14 protein-coding genes and 1 pseudogene are annotated in these 18,442 nt (G+C 70.1%); 6 read left to right on the top strand and 9 right to left on the bottom strand.

What is annotated here, in order from left to right:
• A pseudogene (locus IBL26_RS21670) lies at positions 1-245 on the top strand (xanthine dehydrogenase small subunit); the annotation flags it as partial.
• Positions 242-2,551: a xanthine dehydrogenase molybdopterin binding subunit gene (xdhB, locus tag IBL26_RS21665; protein WP_241749667.1), complete on the top strand. Its 2,310-nt coding sequence runs from the start codon at positions 242-244 to the stop codon at positions 2,549-2,551. The pseudogene IBL26_RS21670 and the gene xdhB, both read left to right, overlap by 4 nt.
• A 558-nt stretch (positions 2,552-3,109) precedes the next feature.
• Here xdhB and IBL26_RS21660 read toward each other — a convergent pair.
• The 5 genes from IBL26_RS21660 to lepA all read right to left on the bottom strand — a co-directional run bounded on the left by IBL26_RS21660 (position 3,110) and on the right by lepA (position 10,581).
• Positions 3,110-3,469: a response regulator gene (locus IBL26_RS21660; protein ID WP_367615484.1), complete on the bottom strand. Its 360-nt coding sequence runs from the start codon at positions 3,467-3,469 to the stop codon at positions 3,110-3,112.
• Positions 3,470-3,497: 28 nt separating this feature from the next.
• Positions 3,498-6,902 carry a PAS domain S-box protein gene (locus IBL26_RS21655; protein ID WP_187786598.1) on the bottom strand — a complete coding sequence of 1,135 codons (3,405 nt, stop codon included), beginning with the start codon at positions 6,900-6,902 and terminating at the stop codon, positions 3,498-3,500.
• Positions 6,903-7,469: 567 nt separating this feature from the next.
• Complete coding sequence (locus tag IBL26_RS21650) at positions 7,470-8,468, bottom strand: tripartite tricarboxylate transporter substrate-binding protein (protein ID WP_187786597.1); 999 nt, start codon at positions 8,466-8,468, stop codon at positions 7,470-7,472.
• 82 nt (positions 8,469-8,550) lie between these two features.
• Positions 8,551-8,745: a hypothetical protein gene (locus IBL26_RS21645; protein ID WP_187786596.1), complete on the bottom strand. Its 195-nt coding sequence runs from the start codon at positions 8,743-8,745 to the stop codon at positions 8,551-8,553.
• A gap of 30 nt (positions 8,746-8,775) precedes the next feature.
• Positions 8,776-10,581: a translation elongation factor 4 gene (lepA, locus tag IBL26_RS21640; RefSeq protein ID WP_187786595.1), complete on the bottom strand. Its 1,806-nt coding sequence runs from the start codon at positions 10,579-10,581 to the stop codon at positions 8,776-8,778.
• Between the two features lie 278 nt (positions 10,582-10,859).
• Here lepA and IBL26_RS21635 point away from each other — a divergent pair, with 278 nt between their 5' ends.
• Positions 10,860-11,270 carry a hypothetical protein gene (locus IBL26_RS21635; protein ID WP_187786594.1) on the top strand — a complete coding sequence of 137 codons (411 nt, stop codon included), beginning with the start codon at positions 10,860-10,862 and terminating at the stop codon, positions 11,268-11,270.
• A gap of 281 nt (positions 11,271-11,551) precedes the next feature.
• Here the strand turns inward: IBL26_RS21635 and IBL26_RS21630 are convergent, their stop codons facing one another.
• Positions 11,552-12,844, bottom strand: a complete 1,293-nt coding sequence (locus IBL26_RS21630; RefSeq protein WP_187786593.1) for a hypothetical protein — start codon at positions 12,842-12,844, stop codon at positions 11,552-11,554.
• Positions 12,845-13,002: 158 nt separating this feature from the next.
• Here IBL26_RS21630 and IBL26_RS21625 point away from each other — a divergent pair, with 158 nt between their 5' ends.
• The gene (locus tag IBL26_RS21625) at positions 13,003-13,710 is read left to right on the top strand and encodes an RraA family protein (protein WP_187786592.1); all 708 of its coding nucleotides are present in this window, start codon (positions 13,003-13,005) and stop codon (positions 13,708-13,710) included.
• A gap of 386 nt (positions 13,711-14,096) precedes the next feature.
• Here the strand turns inward: IBL26_RS21625 and IBL26_RS21620 are convergent, their stop codons facing one another.
• Positions 14,097-14,534, bottom strand: coding sequence for a DoxX family protein (locus IBL26_RS21620; protein ID WP_187786591.1), 438 nt, complete (start codon positions 14,532-14,534; stop codon positions 14,097-14,099).
• 114 nt (positions 14,535-14,648) lie between these two features.
• Between IBL26_RS21620 and IBL26_RS21615 the strand changes: the two genes are divergently transcribed.
• Positions 14,649-15,599, top strand: coding sequence for a LysR family transcriptional regulator (locus tag IBL26_RS21615; protein ID WP_187786590.1), 951 nt, complete (start codon positions 14,649-14,651; stop codon positions 15,597-15,599).
• Between the two features lie 538 nt (positions 15,600-16,137).
• Here IBL26_RS21615 and IBL26_RS21610 read toward each other — a convergent pair.
• Positions 16,138-17,163 (bottom strand): AI-2E family transporter, encoded by a 1,026-nt coding sequence (locus tag IBL26_RS21610; RefSeq protein WP_187786589.1) that lies wholly within the window; start codon positions 17,161-17,163, stop codon positions 16,138-16,140.
• Between the two features lie 418 nt (positions 17,164-17,581).
• Between IBL26_RS21610 and ndk the strand changes: the two genes are divergently transcribed.
• Entirely contained in the window at positions 17,582-18,001 is a 420-nt protein-coding gene (gene ndk, locus IBL26_RS21605; RefSeq protein ID WP_187786588.1) for a nucleoside-diphosphate kinase, read from the top strand.
• A 245-nt stretch (positions 18,002-18,246) separates the two neighbouring features.
• On the opposite strand, the gene IBL26_RS21600 is transcribed toward ndk, so the two are convergent.
• The gene (locus IBL26_RS21600; RefSeq protein WP_187786587.1) at positions 18,247-18,405 is read right to left on the bottom strand and encodes a preprotein translocase subunit SecE; all 159 of its coding nucleotides are present in this window, start codon (positions 18,403-18,405) and stop codon (positions 18,247-18,249) included.
• Between the last annotated feature and the right edge of the window lie 37 nt (positions 18,406-18,442).

Genomic DNA, 18,442 nt, shown 5'->3' with positions numbered 1-18,442 from the left:
TCGCCTTCGGCGGCATGGCCGCCACCCCGGCCCGCGCCGCCGCCGCCGAGGCCGCGCTGGCCGGCGCGCCGCTGCATGAGCAGAGCTTCGCCGCCGCCGCCGATGCCTTGGCGCGGGATTTCACCCCGCTTTCCGACTGGCGGGCCAGCGGCGCGTATCGCCAGGCCGGCGCGGCGGGGCTGCTACGGCGGCTCTATTGGCGCGCCGCCCGGCCAGACCTGCGGCTGGAGGTGCACGCGCCATGAACATCCAGGCCCGCTCCACCGGCCCCGCTACCAGCACCGGCCCTGCTAACAGCACAGGCATGGGCGCCGCCCTGCGGCAGGACAGCGCCCTGAAGCACTGCACCGGGGAGGCCCGCTTCGCCGATGATCTGCCGGAACCGCCCGGGCTGCTGCATGCGGCGCTGGCACTCTCCCCCATCGCGCATGGCCGGCTGGCGCCGCTGGACCTGGCCCCAGCCCGCGCCATGCCCGGCGTGGTGGCCGTGCTCGGCCCGCGCGACATGCCCGGGCGCAACGACATCTCTCCCAGTGGCAAGGCCGCGGAAGTGCTGTTCGCCGACCTGGTGGTGGAACATTGGGGCCAGCCCTTGGCGATGGTGGTCGCCCGTACGCGGGATGAGGCGCTGGCCGCCGCCGCCGCGCTGGCGCCGCTGATCGAGCCGCTGCCCCCCGTGCTGGATGTGGCGGAGGCGCTGGAGGCGCAGTCCCTGCTAATGCCGCCGATGGTGATGGCGCGCGGCGACTGGCAGGCAGCGCTGGACGCCGCCCCCCTGCCGCTGGAAGGCGAATTCCGCTGCGGCGGCCAGGAACACTTCTACCTGGAAGGGCAGATCGCCCTGGCCATCCCCGGCGAGGATGGCGACATGACGCTGCATTCCTCCACCCAGCACCCGACGGAGGTGCAGCACATCGCCGCCCGCGTGCTGGGCTGCGACTACAACCGCCTGACCGTGCAGTGCCGCCGCATGGGGGGTGGCTTCGGCGGCAAGGAAAGCAACGCAAGCTGGATCGCCGCCGCCGCCGCGCTGGCGGCCCACGCCACCGGGCAACCGGTGAAGCTACGCCTGGCGCGCAAGGCGGACATGGCCGCCACCGGCAAGCGCCACCCCTTCCTGTTCCGCTGGCGCGCCGGCTGCGACGCCAGCGGCCGCCTGCTGGCGCTGGATGCCACGCTCGCCGCCGATGGCGGCCACAGCCTGGACCTGTCCGGCGGCGTGCTGATGCGCGCCGTCACCCACGCGCTGAATGCGTGCGACGTGCCGGCGGTGCGCATCACCGGCCTGGCCTGCAAGACCAACACGGTCAGCAACACCGCCTTCCGCGGCTTCGGCGGCCCGCAAGGCGTGCTGCTGATGGAGGACGTGCTGCACGCCGCCGCCCGCGCCACCGGCCGATCCGTCGAGGCGCTGCGCGAGCACAACTTCGCCGGCGGCCCCAACGGCGCCGAGACCCCCTACGGCCAGGCCCTGGAAGGCGACCTGATCCGCCGCGTCTGGGCCGAGGCCAGGACCCTCTCGGACTGGCACGGCCGCCGGGCGGAGATCGACGCCTTCAACGCCAGCCACCCGACGCTGCGGCGCGGCCTCGGCAGCTTCGTGCTGGCGTTCGGCATCTCCTTCGGCATCGTCGCCATGAACCAGGCCGGTGCGCTGGTGCATGTCTATACCGATGGCTCCATCCGCCTGAACCATGGCGGCACGGAGATGGGCCAGGGCCTGTTCATCAAGGTGGCGCAGGTGGTGGCGGACGTGTTCGGCGTCGATGTCGGCCGCATCCGCATCACCGCCACCAGCACGGACGAGGTGCCCAACACTTCCCCCACCGCCGCCTCCACCGGCAGCGACCTGAACGGCTGGGCGGCGCAGATCGCCGCCAGCACCATCCGCACCCGCATGGCCGCCGCCGCCGCCGCGCTGTGGGGCGTGCCGGAGGCCGACATCACCTTCGCCGAAGGCCGCGTCACCGCCGGCAACCACGCCATGGGCTTTGGCGAGTTGGCACAGCATTGCTGGAACCAACGCATCGGCCTTTCCGCCACCGGCTTCTACAAGACGCCCGACCTGCACTGGGACCCGGTGGCGATGAAGGGCCACCCGTTCTTCTACTTCTCCTACGGCGCCAGCGTGGCCGAAGTGCTGGTGGACCGGCTGACCGGCGAGCACCGCGTGCTGCGTGCCGACATGGTGCAGGATTGCGGCCGCAGCCTGAACCCGGCCATCGACCGCGGGCAGATCGAAGGCGCCTTCGTGCAAGGCATGGGCTGGCTGACCTGCGAGGAACTGTGGTGGGACGCCACCGGCCGCCTGCGCACCCTCGGCCCCTCCACCTACAAGATCCCCGGCTCGCGCGACGTGCCGCCGGTGTTCAACGTGCGCATGCTGGAAGGCGCGCCCGCCCGCGCCGACACCATCTTCCGCAGCAAGGCCGTGGGCGAACCACCGCTGATGCTGGCCACCGCCGTCTGGAACGCCCTGCGCGACGCCACCGGCGCATCACGCCTGGACCTGCCGGCGACACCGGAACGGGTCCTCGCCGCCTTTCGCTGATCGCGGGCTGCTTCGGTCTGGCCTCTGCATGCCATGGGGTGGTGCTGCGTAGACGGTCTTTGAGAGGGGCGCTGCCCCTCTCAAACTCTCCCCGCCAAAGGCCTGAGGCCTTTGGAAACCCATTTGCTGAGATGCGTGGGACAGCATGGATGCGGATTGGAGAGTGATCGTCGCACGCTGGATGATCTGTGAACAACACGTGCGATTCTGCTGCGTCATCTGCGCCATACCCCACATGGGCGCCGCATTTTAATCTATTGTTTTAATACAATAATTCTCGTTGAGAGCGTGCATCCCGGTGAAAGGGCATTGCCTCTGATCACGCAGCAAAAGCTGCGCCTAGTCCGTGCACCGATGCCCAACTGGCTCCTGAAACTCGGCGAAGCCTTCAACCTGGGCAAGCGGCACAATGCCTTCACCAGCCTGCCAACCTCGCTTGTCCAACCTCGGGGGCTCCGCCTCTTTCTCCCAGCGGGGTCCGGGGTGGACTGTCCACCCCGGCGGGGGTCCAGGGGGCAGCGCCCCCTGGCCTGCCCAACACCAAAGCCCAGACGCGGCCTACTGGCAGATCCGCGCCAGTGTCTCGACCAGTTCCTGCGGGTCATAGGGCTTGGCCAACACCGGCACGCCGCGGTGGCGTTCGGAGAGTCCCGCCGCGCCGTAGCCGGTAGCGACGACGAAGGGCACGCCGTGGTCGGCCAGCATGTCAGCCACGGGGGTGGAGGCCTGCCCGGCCAGGTTGATATCCAGGACGGCAGCCTCGGGGTGGCCGCTTTCGAACAGCGCGATCGCTTCCTCCACGGTCGCCGCCGGCCCCAGCACGTCGGCGCCCGCATCCAGCAGCGCATCTTCCACCAGCATGGCGATCAGCGCTTCATCCTCGACGACCAGAATGCGCCGCCCTTTCAGTCCTGTCACCGCTGCCCGGCCTCTTTCATCAAGCTCATCAGTTCTCTTCTCCCGGGCCATTCACGGGCCGGAAGCGGATCGTTGCCGCAAAACCGCTTTCTGCATAGTCCAGCAGCACCGCCGAACCGGGCCCCAGTTCCGCCGGCAGGCCACGCTGCAGCATGCGGGAGCCGAAGCCGCGCCGCGTCGGTTCCCGCACCGGCGGGCCACCCGATTCCTGCCACAGCAGTTCCACCATGCCGTCCTCGCCGCCGGCGCTGCCCCAGGTCACGTCGATGCGCCCGTCCGGCTGGCTGAGCGCGCCGTGCTTGGCGGCGTTGGTCGCCAGTTCGTGCAGCGCCAGGGCCAGGCCCAGCGCCTGCTTCGGCGCCAGCCAGGCGGAGGGGCCGGACAGGCTCAGCCGGCTCTCATCCACCTCGCCGCCCGGCATCATGCGCCAGGGGGCCAGGGCGGCGCGGGCGGCTTCTTCCAGCGTCGCGCCGCGCCAGGTGCGGGCGGTCAGCAGGTCATGCGCGCGGGAGAGGGCCAGCAGCCGTGCCTGGAAGTCGGTCAGGAAGCGTTGCAGCGCCTCGGATGCATCGCCGGCGGTGCGGGCGGTCTGCATGGCCAGGGAATGCACGGTGGCCAGGGTGTTCTTCACCCGGTGGTTCAGCTCGCCGAGCAGCAGGGCCTGGCGGGCCTCGGCGGCCTTGGCGGCGGTGATGTCACGCGCCAGGCCGCCGCGCCGGCCGGCGCTGCCGCCGGCATCGAGGATGGCGAAGCCGACATCGCGGATCCAGCGCAGGCCGCCATCCGGGCGCACCACGCGGTACTCGCAGTCGAACAACCCGGTCTCCCGCGATTCCGCCCAGGCGGCGCTGACGCGCTCCTGGTCCGCCGGATGCACGGCTTCCAGCCACAGGCGGGGGTTGGTCTGCACCGCTTCCTGCGGCACGCCCCAGATGCGCTCGAAGGCCGGGCTGACGAACTCGGCCATCTCGCCAGAGGCATCGGTCATCCACATCACGTCCGGGCTGGCCTCGGCGAAGCGGCGGAAGCGGCTTTCGGAGGCCGCCAGGGCCGCCGCCGCCTGCACCGCGGCCTCGCGCGAGGCCGCGTGGGCGGCGACCTGCCGGGCCAAAGCCTCCCGCGTCTCCACCATGTCGGTCACGTCGGTGACGGTGCCGATCCAGCGGTGAATCGGCCCCGGCTCGTGGCTGCCGGCGGCGGTCGGGCCACGGACCGGCAGGGCGCGGGCGACGCACCAGCGCCAGCCGCCATCGGCCCGCCGCAGCCGCAGCTCGGAGGCGAAGGAGGTGCCGCCGGTGCGAGCGCGCCGCCAGGCCCGCTCCGCCCGCCGCTGGTCGTCCGGGTGGACGATATGGCCCAGCATCCGCACCGCCGCGCTGGCGGAAAGGCCGGTGAAGTCCTGCAGGCGCGGGTTGACGTAGTCCACCTCGCCATCCGGCTGGGCGGACCAGACGATCTGCGGGATGGTCTCGGCCAGGATGCGGAAGCGCTGCTCGCTCTCCCGCAACTGCTCGGCACCGCGCCGCTCGGCATCAATGTCGGCGATGGCGGCGACGGCGCCGCTGACCTGCCCCTTGGCATCCCGCACCGGGGCGCTGGAGATGCGCACCCAGCCCAACGTGCCATCGCCCCGGCGCAGGCGGTACTCGCCCACCGCCGGCATGCCGGTGCTCAGCGCCCGTGCCAGCGGGTTGTCCACGCTCTCCAGCCGCCGCCCGTCCGGGTGGTAGCATTCCCAGTCCTCGCCATAGCTGGCGATGGCGCGGGAGAGCACGGGGCGGCCGCGCCGGATATCCTCCGTACGGCGGTTAGAGAGGATGGTGCGGCCGGACGGCGCCTCCACCAGCACGACGCCGACGGGGACGTTGTCCAGCACCGCCTTCAGCAGGGCCTCGCTCTCCCGCAACGCCGCCTCGGCCGCGCGCTCGGCGCTGACGTCGCGGAAGAAGATGGTCAGGCCTTCCGGCGAGGGATAGGCATCGGCCGAGATCCAGCGGCCCAGCGCGCCGTGGAAGGCGGTGACGCGCTGCGGCTTGCCCTCGTCCCGCGCGCGGCGCCAGGCATGGGCAAAGGCGCCATCGGACCAGCCAGGGAAGGCGATGGGCAGCACCAGCCCCACCGCATCCGCCTGCCCGCCCAGCTGCGCCCGGGCGCGGCCATTGACGTAGAGGATGCGCTCGTGCGGATCGAGCACCAGCACGCCGTCCGTCGTGCTCTCCAGCACCGTGCGCAGGCGGGCGGCGAGCTCCAGCCGCTCGGCCTCCATCGCATCGCGGCGCTGCGCGGCGCTGGAGAGCGCCTCGGCCACCGTGTCGATCTCCCGCAGGCCGACGCGGCGCAGCCCGGGCAGCGGCGCGCCCTGGCCGAAGGCGACCGCCATCCGGCCGATGCGGGCCAGCGGCGCGGCGATGCGCCGGTCTGCCCAGAACAGCAGGCCGCCGGTGAACAGCAGCAGTACCAGACCGCCCACCAGCACCACCGGCAGCACGGCGCCCAGGAACAGATTGTCCGGCAGGTCCCGCGGCATTCCCACCAGCACTAGCCAGGGCGAGTTGCCGACGCGGTGCCAAGCGGTCAGCAGCGGCTCCCCATCCCGCGCGCGGCCGGGGCCCATGCCGGAGACCTGGCCGCCGGCCAGCGCCTGCCGGGTGCTGCTGCCGGCGGGCAGCTGGCGGCCGGCGTAGTTGCTGTCATAGGGTTCGCGCGCCACGATGCGGCCTTCCGCATCGGCGATCAGCGCGATCCATCCCGGCGGCAGCGCTGCCCGCCGCAGCGAGCTGAGCCACAGCCGCAGCGGGTCGGTACCGACGCTGAGGAACAGCGCGCTCTGCCCCGGGCGGCGCACTTCCAACGTCAGCGCCACTTGGTGCGCCACGCCCGGCTGTTCCGAGGTGAGGATGCCGGACAGCCCATCCGCCAGCGGCGCATCCGCCAGGGCGGAAGGCGCGGCGCCGGCCTCCAGCGGCTCCCCGAAGGGCACGCTGGTATCGACCAGCGCGCGGCCGGAGATGTCGGTCAGGCGGATCTGGCCGCCATCGACGCTTTGCAGTGCCATCGCCTGGGCGTGGAAGGTGGCGTAGTCCCCGGCCTGCAGGGCGGGGGAGCTGCCCAGCGCCGTCAGCGCCCCGCGCAGGCCCACCACCTCGCGCTCCAGCACGAAGGCCAGGTTGCGCGCGGCTTCCCGCGCATCGCTGATGAAGGCGCTGCGCTGCGCCTCGGCATCGCGCCAGGCGGCATAGCCGGCCAGCATCCACACCGGCAGCAGCGCCGTCAGCGCCAGGATCAGCAGGTGGCGGCGGACGGCCTGGCCCTGGCGGGGGGCGGCCTTGGTGGCCTGGCCGGGCAGGCCGGTACCGATGGCGGCGCCGGCATCGGCCGTGGCGACATGGGCATGCGCCGCCCCGGCGGGCAACGCGGCCACCGGCGGACTCACTTGATCCATCATGCCGGCCTTACTTCGCCGGGCTGGCCTGTCGCCAAGAACCGAACCCCCACCCATGCATGCCCTGACGCGTCAGCCGCCGCTGCACACCGGCAGCCCGGCGGCCCCTGGCCGGCCGGGCAAAGCCGCACATGCCCATCTCTGTATCAGAGAGTAGGCAAGAAGTCTGACAACGCACCGTCGACATTCCTGAGAGCGGCCAAGATTTTTCGTGTGCCCAGGCTCAAGGCTGAGCGAAGCCGCGCCGCGGTGTCCTGGCGATGGGGTGGGAGCGCCGGAAGCCTGGGGGTTGCAGGCAGGCCCAGGTGCCTGAGAGCGCCCGGCAGGTCAGTGACGGGAGGGCCAGGCGCTTACCTGACAGGTGCAGGCCACCCGGGCCAGCCAGGCGCGCCATGCGGCCGCGCCACGACCGCTGCAGGTGCGACGCCACACCGAGGCACGCAACAGGGGACTGCAAACCGGGCCCCGGTCAGAGAGTCAGGCCGCCGGCCGGCTGAGGCCGGAAGGGGCATCACCCCTCCCGCAGCCCCGTGCCCGGCCGGACGTCGTCGGCGCCGGTCAGTCCGCGTACTGCCCCGCCGCCTCGATCACAGGGCGCCACTTGGCGATGTCGGCCTGCCAGAAGGCGCGGGCGGCGGCGGGCGTCGCGCGGTCCTGCGCCACCGGGGCGGTGCCCAGGTCGGCGAAGCGCTGGGCTAGCTTCTCGTCCCGCAGGGCGAATTGCAGCGAGCGGGACAGGCGGTTCACCACCGCTTCCGGCGTGCCCTTGGGGGCGTACAGGGCGTGCCACACCGTCACTTCCATGCCCGGCAGGCCGGCCTCGGCGGTGGTGGGGATGTCCGGCAGGGATGGCAGGCGCTGCGCCGTCGTCACCGCGAAGGCGCGCACGGCGCCGGCGCGGATATGCTCGGTGGTGTTGGTGGTCTGGTCGCACATCAGGTCCACCGTGCCGCCGATCAGGTCGGTCATGGCCGGGCCGGTGCCGCGATAGGGCACGGTGGTCATCGGCGCGCCCACCGCCGTCTGGAACAGCAGGCCGCACAGGTGGCTGGCGGCGCCGATGCCGGCATTGGCGTAGTTCAGCTCCTGCCGCTGCCGGCGGATCAGCTCCACCAGCTCCTGCAGGTTGTTCGCCGGGATGTCCTTGCGGGCGATGATGGTCATCGGCACCTCGGTGACGAGGCCGATCGGATCGAAGCCATTCACCGCGTCGTAGGAGAGGCGGCGGTACAGGCTGGGGGTGGTGCCCATGCCGATATGGTGCAGCAGCAGGCTGTAGCCATCCGGCCGTGCCTGGGCCACCCGCGCCGCGCCCAGCGTGCCGCCGGCACCGCCCACATTCTCCACCACCACCGGCTGGCCGAGGTCACGCCCCATCGCTTCCGCCACCAGGCGGGTGACGGTGTCGGTCGGCCCGCCGGCCGCGAAGGGCACGACGATGGTGATGGACCGGGTGGGGTATGTGGCCTGCGCCACGGCCGGGCTGGCGGGCCAGCCAGCCAGGGCGGACAGGGCCGGCAAGGCCAGGGCGGCCAGAAGGCGGCGGCTACGAATCATGCAAAAAATCCCCGGACGTTTAATTATTCCGGATATGAGACCGTTTGCGATACCTCGCCGTCAATAGGAAACGCGGAGAGCATCACCGGGTGTGCAGCGCCGCCTGCGCCACGATGACGGTGAGGGCGAGGCTGGCCAGCAGCAGCGCCACGCCGGCCCAGTGGCGGCGCTTGCGCCAGCCCAGCCAGGCCAGCGCCAGCAGCGCCGTGATGCTGAGCGGCCAGAACACGGCGGCGCCCAGCAGCAGGATGTCATACCACTCGATCGTGGGGTGCATCCGCGCGCCCTGGCTGCCGGCTGCCCCGGCTCAGCTGTCCATCTTCAGGGCGGCGATGAAGGCGCTCTGCGGGATCTCGACCTTGCCGAACTGCCGCATGCGCTTCTTGCCTTCCTTCTGCTTCTCCAGAAGCTTGCGCTTGCGGCTGATGTCGCCGCCATAGCACTTGGCCGTCACGTCCTTCGACATCGCGCTGATCGTCTCGCGCGCGATCACCCGGCCGCCGATCGCCGCCTGGATGGGGATCTTGAACAACTGGCGGGGAATCAGGTCCTTCAGCTTCTCGCAGATGCTGCGGCCGCGGCGCTCGGCCTGGCTGCGGTGGGCGAGGAAGGAGAGCGCGTCCACCGGCTCCGCATTGACCATGATGCTGATCTTGACGAGGTCGCCCTCGGCATAGCCGTCCATCGTGTAGTCGAAGCTGGCATAGCCGCGCGACACCGACTTCAGCCGGTCGTAGAAGTCGAACACCACCTCGTTCAGCGGCAGGCGATACACGGCCATGGCGCGGTTGCCGACATAGGTCAGCTCCACCTGCTGGCCGCGCCGCTCGGTGCAGAGCGTCAGGATCGAGCCGAGATGCTCATCCGGCACCATGATCGTCGCCTTGATCCAGGGCTCCTGGATGGACTTGATCAGGGTGGGGTCGGGCATATCGGCCGGGTTGTGGAGCTCCAGCTCCTCCCCCTTGTTCATCTCGAGCTTGTAGACGACGGAGGGTGCCGTCGCGATCAGGTCGAGGTCGAACTCGCGCGACAGGCGCTCCTGGATGATCTCCAGGTGCAGCAGGCCGAGGAAGCCGCAGCGGAAGCCGAAGCCCAGCGCGGCGGAGCTCTCCGCCTCGAAATGGAAGCTGGAATCGTTCAGCCGCAGCTTGCCGAGGCTGTCGCGCAGCTTCTCGAAATCATCGGCATCGACCGGATACAGGCCGCACCACACCACGGGGATGGAGGGCTTGAAGCCGGCCAGCGGCTCGGCCGCCGGGTTGCGGTCGTCGGTGATGGTGTCGCCGACATTGGTCTCGGCCACCGTCTTGATGGCGGCGTTGAGGTAGCCCATCTCGCCCGGCCCGAGGTAGTCGACCGGCGCCATCTTGGGGCGGAACACGCCGACGCTGTCCACCGTCTGGGTCGTGCCCTCCGCCATGAAGCGGATCTTCTGCCCCTTGCGGATGGTGCCGTCCTTCACCCGGATCAGGATGATGACGCCGAGATACGGGTCGTACCAGCTATCCACCAGCAGCGCCTTCAGCGGCGCGTTCGCGTCACCGGTCGGCGCCGGCAGGCGGGTGACGATGGCTTCCAGCACGCCCTCGATGTTCAGGCCGGACTTGGCGCTGATCTCGACAGCATCGGAGGCATCGAGGCCGATCACGTCCTCGATCTGCTGCTTCACCCGCTCCGGCTCGGCCGCCGGCAGGTCGATCTTGTTGAGGACGGGGACGATCTCGTGGTTGGCGTCGATCGCCTGGTACACGTTGGCCAGCGTCTGCGCCTCGACGCCCTGGGAGGCATCGACCACCAGCAGCGAGCCCTCGCAGGCGGCCAGCGAGCGGGAGACCTCGTAGGCGAAATCCACGTGGCCCGGCGTGTCCATCAGGTTCAGGACGTAGTCGTTGCCGTCCTTCGCCTTGTAGTCCAGCCGCACGGAGGCCGCCTTGATGGTGATGCCGCGCTCCTGCTCCAGCTCCATGCTGTCGAGCATCTGCTCCTTCATGTCGCGCAGCGCGACGGAGCCGGTCGCCTGGATCAACCGGTCGGCCAGGGTGGACTTGCCATGGTCGATATGGGCGATGATCGAGAAGTTGCGGATACGGGAGAGCGGTGTATCGGTCATGGGTTTCCGGCGGCAGGGTCAGATGGCTGGCGCGGCAGCATCCACCGCATTCAACCGCCCCAGATAAGGCAAGCGGCCCCGGAATCAAAGCATGGCCGTAACTGCCGGAAACCGCAGCCCCTCCCCGCGCGTCATCCGTCTGCAGCGTGGTCGCCGGAGGTGGAATCACCCCAGGGCGTGAATCACGCGGACGAACAAAAGGTTAGGGCCTGCCCGCCGCATCGCTCCGCGGCGGACGGGCCCTGGGCAAAGCCCATGATAACAGGGAGGAATTCGCCATGAGACGCCGGGACCTGCTGCCCATCGCCGCCGCCCTGTTCACCGCATCCGCACTGGCACGGCCCGCCGCCGCGCAATCCGCGCAGGACCTGCTCAACAACGCCATCCAGAATTTCACCGGTGGGAACAACGACCAGCAACGCCAGCGCCAGGAGGAAGAGCGCCGCCGGGACGAGGACGCCCGCCGCTGGCAGGACAGCGAACGCCGCCGCGAGGAAGAGGAACGGCGCTACCGCGAGGACGGCCGCCGCCGCTCCGACGACCGCGGCCGCCGCCTGGACGACCAGCAGCGCCAGCGGCAGGACCTGGAGCGCCAGCGCCAGGAGGTGGAACGCCAGCGCCGCGAGGTGGAGCGCGACCGCCAGCGCATCGAGGCGGAACGCCGGCGGATCGAGCGGGAACGCCGCTAGGGGACGGCGGCTCTAGGTTGGCCAGCCTGAAGCGATGGTGGAAGGCTGGGGGAATGAATTCCCCCAGGCCCCCTTCTTTTTTTCTGCGAGTCTTTGGTGCCTCCGAAGGCGGAGGGCGGTTTCGGCTGGGAAGCCGTGTGCATGAAGGGCCGCACGGGCTGGGGTTAGGGCCGTTGAGCAGCATGGGCCTCTGGCGCACCGCTGTGGCATGACGACCCCGCAGCTTGATGAGCATATGATAGGGAGTTCCGGGAGCATTCCTTCCCGTTGTTCTGGCCTCGCTACCGCTGCCGTTCCCGCCCCGCGCGCAGGTAGTTACTGCCGTTGACGATCAGCAGGTTATCTGAAGCGCCGTCGGGTTTGTAGAAGCTCAGCGTTTCCTCCTGACCCTCCGAACCGGTGAGCATCAGCCGGTAGCCCTCCACCCTGTAGGTACCCTGTTCCAGCGGGCGCCGGCCGCCGACCGTCACGCCACTGCGGCTGCCGCCGGCCTCGCCACTGAAGGACGCAGCGTTGAAGCCGCTGCGCGAGAAGCGCCCATTCCGCCCCAGCACCAGCGTGCGGACCGAGGATACGCTGCCCGAACTCAGCGCCGTCGTGCCACTGGAGGCGAAGCTGGAGGTCCAGCTCCCCTCGAACGTCGTGCCACCCGGCAGCGGGGCGACGCGGAAATGCCGCGTGCGGTCGATCTCCAGGTCGTCGCCGTCGCGGGCGAAGCTCTCGCTCCCGGTCCGCATCATGCCGAAGCCGTTGGCGACCTCCCGCATCTCGATCTGCCCGCCCCGCAGCCGGTAGGTGCCGCAATCCTCCGGCGTCCCGGCACAATGGGCGGCGATGTCGCCACCGATCGGCACCGCTCGGCTGAACAGCCCGCCGGGGTCGAACAGCAGGACCCGGCTGGTGGCGTAGTAGTCGGTGCCGCCGAAGGCGTTCGGCCTGATGCCGCTGTCCATTGAAGTGTAGAGGCCGTCCAGCCCGCCATCGCCCCGTGCGGGCTCCAGCACGAAGGCCCGGTCCGCCTCGCGCGGGCGGAGGGAGCGGACCATGGCCTCGAAGCGGGCGCGCACCGCCGGCTTCTCCTCGCGCGCCAGGTTCACCATGGCCAGGGTGAGGAAGTAATAGGTCTCCCCCACATTCACACCGACGGTGAAGGTGTGGACGGAGGCGTTGCGGGCATTGCCGCAGCAGCGCTGCTCCATCAGCATCGGGTGGCCGTTGACGGTCTGCCCTTCCCGCCGGCTCGGGCGGCGGTCATGGGCCACGGCCTCGATGCCCTGCGCGGCCTTGGCGAAGACCTGGGGGAACGCACCCGCCTTGGCCGCTATGGGGCGGTAGAGGATGATGATCGCCTCGCCCGCGCGCCGGCGCCCCTCGCCCGCGGGAAAGCTCCGTCGCAGTACCAGGCTGTTATCGGTATCCTGCCGGGCCCAGCCTTCGGTTCCCACCGGCGCATCCAGCGTCATGCCCTCGAAGCGCAGCGACTCGGCCCGCGCGGCAGGTAAGTCCAGCGCCACGGCCAGCAGCCCCCACAGAACGAGCCGCGCCAGATTGCTGCTTTCCCTGGCCTGTCCCATACGAACTGCCCCTCCCGCCGCGTCGCCCGCACCGTGCCGGCAGCACCCGGCCAACGGCATGGACGAGGGCGTTTGACCATCCGCGCCCGAGGGTCGATCCTTTCCCGCCGAGGCGTGGAGCACAACCGCGCCCGGACGCTGGATGAGGAAAACCGTTCGTGAGCAGCTATCCTTTCACCGCCGCCGACCTCGAGGCCCTGCGGGCCTGGGACACTCCCACCATCTGCAACGCGCTGGAACTGGTGGTGCCCGAGCGGCGCGGCCATGGCTTCACCGTGCGCCCCATGGTGGCGGCGGACGTGACGCTGAAGCCGATCTGCGGCCTGGCCCGCACCGGCACCCTGCGCGCCGCCGCCCCCTCCGGCCGCCCGGCCGCGGAGGACCACACCATCCGCACCGGCTGGTACGAATACGTGGCCGACGCCGCCATGCCGACCGTCGTCACCCTGCAGGACCTGGACGATACGCCCGGTACCGGTGCCTTCTGGGGCGAGGTGCATAGCGCGGTGCACAAGGCGCTCGGCGCGCAAGGCTGCGTAACCAACGGCTCCTTCCGCGACATCGACGCGCTGGCGCCGGAATTCCAGATCATCGGTGGGGTGGTGAACCCCAGCCACGCCTATGTGCATCTGGTGGCCTACAGGCAGGACATCTCCATCCACGGCATGAACGTCAACCATGACGACGTCGTGCACGCGGACCGCCACGGCGCCGTCGTCATCCCCCACCACGCGGTGAAGAAGATGCTGGCGGCGATCGACCTGGGGGCACGGCGGGAGAAGGTGATCCTGGACCTCTGCGCCTCGCCCGACTTCTCGGTGGAGAAGCTGAAGGCGGCGCTCACGGCGTCCAAGGAAATCCACTGACGTGAGCCGGAGTCCCGCTGGCGAGCGGGGCGGGGCTTGAGGTGCCAGGGCGGTGCTGCGGAGCGGTACGGCCGGAGAAAGGCCGGGGAAGGAATTCCCCGGGCCCCTTCTTTTTTCTGCCAGTCTGGCGTGACGCTTCAGGACTGGTGCGGACGATGATTTCAATCAAGGGTCACGCGGGCTGAACCCTTGTTGCCGGAGGTCCAAAGGCGCCGGGCCAGTGGCAAAGCCAGGATAACAATCCAATTCCGTGCAGACTGAACGCACAGCCGCCGAGGGTCATCGCCCCTCGGCGCAGCCGGCCATCTCAAGACGGATGGCGGGGCCTGGGGTGACACTGTCACCCCAGCAGGGTCCCGGGGCAGCGCCCCTGGCAGGCCCGTCCGTCAGGCCGCCCGCGTCGCCGCCACCGGCCCGCGCCCCAGCAGCTTGTTCACGTCCAGCGCATAGGCCCCGGCGCCGAGCCCGGCCTGCACCAGCATCAGGACGATCCAGAACACCGGGAATTCCCAGCCGCCGCCGGCATTGCTGAACACCCAGCCATTGCCGCCATGCAGCAGCGCCGCGCCGATCAGGATCGGCAGCGTCAGCAGGGAGGCGGCGCGGGTCCACACGCCCAGGATCAGCGCGATGCCCGCGGCGGTTTCCGCCAGCGCGACGATGGCGCCGAAGACCGGCGGGTAACCCAGGCTGCCGAAGAAGCCCATGGTGCCGGCGAAGCCGAAGGTCAGGATCTTCATGTAGAAGCCGTGGGCCAGGAACAGCACACCCAGGCTGACGCGCAGCAGCAGGGCGGCATAGGGGGCGAGGCGGTTGTCGATCATGTCGGTTCTCTGTGAGGAAGGGCGCGGCCGATGGCCGCCGTTGGGGCGAAACCTAGGCCGCGCCGCCCCTGCCCTTCCAACGGGCATCGGAAACGATCATCATCACCGGCATCAATGGCAGACCTTTCCAGCCTCGACCTGAACCTGCTGCGGGTGTTCGACGCCGTGGCGCGCGAACGCCACGTGACGCGCGCGGCGCAGCGCCTGCACCTGTCCCAACCCGCCGTCTCCAACGCCCTGACCCGGCTGCGCGCGGCGCTGAACGACGAACTGTTCCTCCGCCGCCCCGGTGGGGTGGAGCCGACGGAACTCGCCCTCTCCCTCGCCCAGCCGGTGGCCGAGGTGCTGGACCGGCTGCGCGAGACCCTGGCCTCCCACGCACCGTTCGACCCCGCCTCCTCCGACCGCGTCTTCACCGCCGGCTTCTCGGAATACGCGGAGGCGGTGCTGGCGCCGCCGCTGCTGGCGCACATGGCGGTGGAAGCCCCTGGCTGCCTGCTGGCCATCCGCCACGCCGACCGCATCAACGCGCTGGAAACGCTGGAGCAGGACGAGGCGCAGATGGTGCTGGGCATGCTGGCCGAGCCCCCCTCCCTCTACACCCGCCTGCGCCTGCTGCCCGAAGCCTTCCTGGTGCTGATGCGCCCCGGCCACCCGCTGGCCGAGGGAAAGATGACGGTCGAGCGCTTCAGCCAGTGGCCCCACCTGCTGCACTCGCCCAACGGCTCGCTCGACGGCGCGCTGGACCAGCCGATGCGCGATGCCGGCTTTCCCCGCCGGCTGGGCGCGGTGGTGGCGCATCTCTCCGCCGTGCCCGCCATCCTGACGCGGACGGACATGGTGATGGCCCTCTCCCGCCGCCTGGCCCGGCAGATGGCCACGGCCCATGGGCTGGAATTGCGGCCCTGCCCGGTGGAAACCCGGCACACCCGCCTCTCCCTGATCTTCCACCGGCGGTTCGAGGCCGACCAGGGCCACGCCTGGCTGCGCCGCCTGATCCTGTCCCTGGCACGGGACGCCACCCCGGCGGAGGAATGCGACCGGGTGCGGCTGGGGATCGTCTGAAGGGGGGATTTTAAGGCCAAAGGGGGCGTTGCCCCCTCTGGACGCCCCCACTGGGGTGACAGGGTCACCCCAGACCCCGCCGGGAGTTTTTGGCGGGTCCATGTTACGGCGGTCGTGCTGGTCTTTTAGCGCGGATCGTGGACGCTGCTGGAGCAAGCGGCGTCTTGGAAAGCCAGATCAAGGTGCCCCGGTGAACCGTCATGCGTGGCGCTTCAAGTATGAAAAATGTTGAGCCGGCAGTCTGGACCAAGGCCGGTTCGCGCCGGAGGTCCGAGACCTTCGGCGGCTGCGCGTTCAACCCACGCTGCCCCATTCATAGATCCTCAGGAATCGTCCGCTCCCGGCCCCTCGCATCGCGCGCCCAGCCCAGGGTCCACCGATCCAGCCAGACAACGCCGCGGCGCAGCCAAACCACCGTCAAGCCTCACGAAACACCGCCAGTTCCACATGGTACTCCCCCCAAAGACGGGTTTCCAAAGGCCTCAGGCCTTTGACGGGGAGAGTTTGAGAGGAGCAGCGCCCCTCTCAATCCGCGCCATCAGCGCAGCAGGACCGGACGTTCGGCGGGCGGCTCCGTCTCCAGGTAGTCCTTGATATAGAGGTGCCGCACCAGCATCAGCCCCAGCGCCGCCAGGGGCGTGGCGAGGGCCAGGCCCATGATGCCGTAGAGCGTGCCCATTCCCACCTGCACGATGATGGTCAGCGCCGGGGGCAGGTCCACGCTGCGCTTCTGCACATAGGGCGTGATCAGGTAGCTCTCGATCGACTGCACCGTCAGGTAGACGCCCAGCACGGCGAGAGCGCCGCTGGTCCCGCCTTCCAGCCCCAGCAGGATGGCCGGGACGGCGGCGATGACCGGGCCGATATTGGGGATGAAGGCCAGCAGCCCGGCGATGACGCCCAGCAGCACCGCCAGCGGCAGCCCCAGCAGCCAGAACCCCAGCCCCATCAGCACGCCGACCGCGGCCATCGAGATCATCTGCGCGCCCAGCCAGCCGCGCAGGGTATGGCCGGCTTCCTCGAACACCGCGAAGGCCTTGGCGTGCAGGGAGGGGGCGAGCAGCGCGACGATGCCGCGCCGGTACAGCCCCGGGTCCATGGCGAAGTACAGGCCGAGGAACAGCAGCAGGACGAAATTGCCCACCGCGCCGAAGGTGGTGCCGAGGGCGGAGAAGGCGCTGCTGCCGCCGCCCGAGGGCAGGGAGAGGTTCTCCGGCTTCACCCGCTCCAGCAATTCCTGGCCCCAGCTGTAGGAGGAGAGGCGCTGCGTCACCTGCTGCACCATGCGTGGCACCTGTTGCCACAGCTGGTTCATCTGGTCCGCCAGCGGCGCCGCCGCCAGCAGCACGAAACCGGCGAACAGCAGCACCAGCACCAACACGAACAACAGCACCCGCACCGGGCCGGAGAGGCCGAAGCGCAGGCCGATGAGGTCGCCGCCGCCGCGCAGGAACACCGCCAGCAGCACGCCAGCGAAGGTCAGCAGCAGCACGTCCGGCACCTGCCACAGCAGCAGCAGGAAGGCCACGGTCAGGACCAGGAGGGAGATCGTCCGGCGCCGCATGAAGGGGTCGTCCTTGGAGCGTGATAGCCGGGGGCGATGCCCCGCAGGCGTGCATCACTCGGTCAAACAGGGCCTGGGACGTGCTCTGCGATGCCTGGGAACAGAGCACGCCCAGGAAAGGGGCATGGGCCTGCCCGCGCACCCAGGCGGAGAAGCGGGTGGCGGCCCCCGGCCGGCGCGTGACACGGGGGACCCGGCGCCTTGGGGCGGAAGCCGTTCCACGCACGCCGCCGGCGCGGAGAAGGACCGCCGAACCCGCCCCGCCGAGTGCACGAACGGGCTTCTATAAGGCGCGGAAGCGGCCGGGAGTTGCCAAGGCCCCGCTGCTGTCATGCAGCCACCCCTTGCGCCCGGCGGCATCCCCGCCTATCCGGCGGCGCTGATTCCCTGTTCCGCTTCTGAAAAAGGACGTCGCCCCATGGCCGAGCGCACCCTCTCCATCATCAAGCCCGACGCGACCCGCCGTAACCTGACCGGCAAGATCAACGCGAAGTTCGAGGAGAAGGGCCTGCGCATCGTCGCGCAGAAGCGCCTGCAGCTCTCCCAGGACCAGGCCGGCGCGTTCTACGCCGAGCACAAGGCGCGCCCCTTCTACAACGACCTGGTCTCCTTCATGACCTCCGGCCCGGTGGTCGTGCAGGTGCTGGAAGGCGAGAACGCGATCGCCGCCAACCGTGAGATCATGGGCGCCACCAACCCGGCGAACGCCGCCGAGGGCACCATCCGCAAGGAATTCGCCGAGAGCATCGAGGCGAACTCCGTGCACGGTTCCGACGGCCCCGAGGCCGCCGTGCGCGAGATCAGCTTCTTCTTCGCCGGCACCGAGATCGTCGGCTGAGGCTGTTGGCACGGGGGCGGGGCCTGGCCCTGCCCCTGGCCATGAAAAAGGGCGGCTCCCATCAGGAGCCGCCCTTTTTCATGGCCAGGCCGTTCGCGGCGGGGCCTTAGAGCATGATGCGCTCACGCACCAAGCTCTAGGCTTCTGTTTGGTCGCATGATTCAGACTTTCGGCGATGCCACCTCAAGCCATCACGCTCCAGCCAAGGCGGAACGCCAGGGCCTGGCCAGCGCGCCGCGCAGGCTTCAGCCGGCGCAGGTCTTCAGGAACACCAGCAGCACGCCCACCGCGACGATGGTCCAGGTGGTGGCCTTGGTGAACAGATGCCAGCCGTGGGTACGGTCCCCGACAATGTCCTCCGCCTTCACTTCGACGAAGTCGATTTCGTGCTTCACCTCGGCCATGGGCAATCCTTTTCCTTACGCCACCGTCCCTGCCGAG

Source organism: Teichococcus aerophilus (assembly GCF_014490485.1).
GTDB classification, from domain to species: domain Bacteria; phylum Pseudomonadota; class Alphaproteobacteria; order Acetobacterales; family Acetobacteraceae; genus Pseudoroseomonas; species Pseudoroseomonas aerophila.
The sequence above is the reverse complement of the archived record's forward strand: the minus strand, read 5'-3'. Positions and strand labels throughout refer to the sequence as shown.

Coding starts and splice junctions, on each gene's coding strand:
- lepA (WP_187786595.1), bottom strand. CDS start 10,581: ATGACCGATACACCGCTCTCCCGTATCCGCAACTTCTCGATCATCGCC.
- IBL26_RS21615 (WP_187786590.1), top strand. CDS start 14,649: ATGGCAGACCTTTCCAGCCTCGACCTGAACCTGCTGCGGGTGTTCGAC.
- IBL26_RS21635 (WP_187786594.1), top strand. CDS start 10,860: ATGAGACGCCGGGACCTGCTGCCCATCGCCGCCGCCCTGTTCACCGCA.
- xdhB (WP_241749667.1), top strand. CDS start 242: ATGAACATCCAGGCCCGCTCCACCGGCCCCGCTACCAGCACCGGCCCT.
- IBL26_RS21600 (WP_187786587.1), bottom strand. CDS start 18,405: ATGGCCGAGGTGAAGCACGAAATCGACTTCGTCGAAGTGAAGGCGGAG.
- IBL26_RS21650 (WP_187786597.1), bottom strand. CDS start 8,468: ATGATTCGTAGCCGCCGCCTTCTGGCCGCCCTGGCCTTGCCGGCCCTG.
- IBL26_RS21630 (WP_187786593.1), bottom strand. CDS start 12,844: ATGGGACAGGCCAGGGAAAGCAGCAATCTGGCGCGGCTCGTTCTGTGG.
- ndk (WP_187786588.1), top strand. CDS start 17,582: ATGGCCGAGCGCACCCTCTCCATCATCAAGCCCGACGCGACCCGCCGT.
- IBL26_RS21610 (WP_187786589.1), bottom strand. CDS start 17,163: ATGCGGCGCCGGACGATCTCCCTCCTGGTCCTGACCGTGGCCTTCCTG.
- IBL26_RS21645 (WP_187786596.1), bottom strand. CDS start 8,745: ATGCACCCCACGATCGAGTGGTATGACATCCTGCTGCTGGGCGCCGCC.
- IBL26_RS21620 (WP_187786591.1), bottom strand. CDS start 14,534: ATGATCGACAACCGCCTCGCCCCCTATGCCGCCCTGCTGCTGCGCGTC.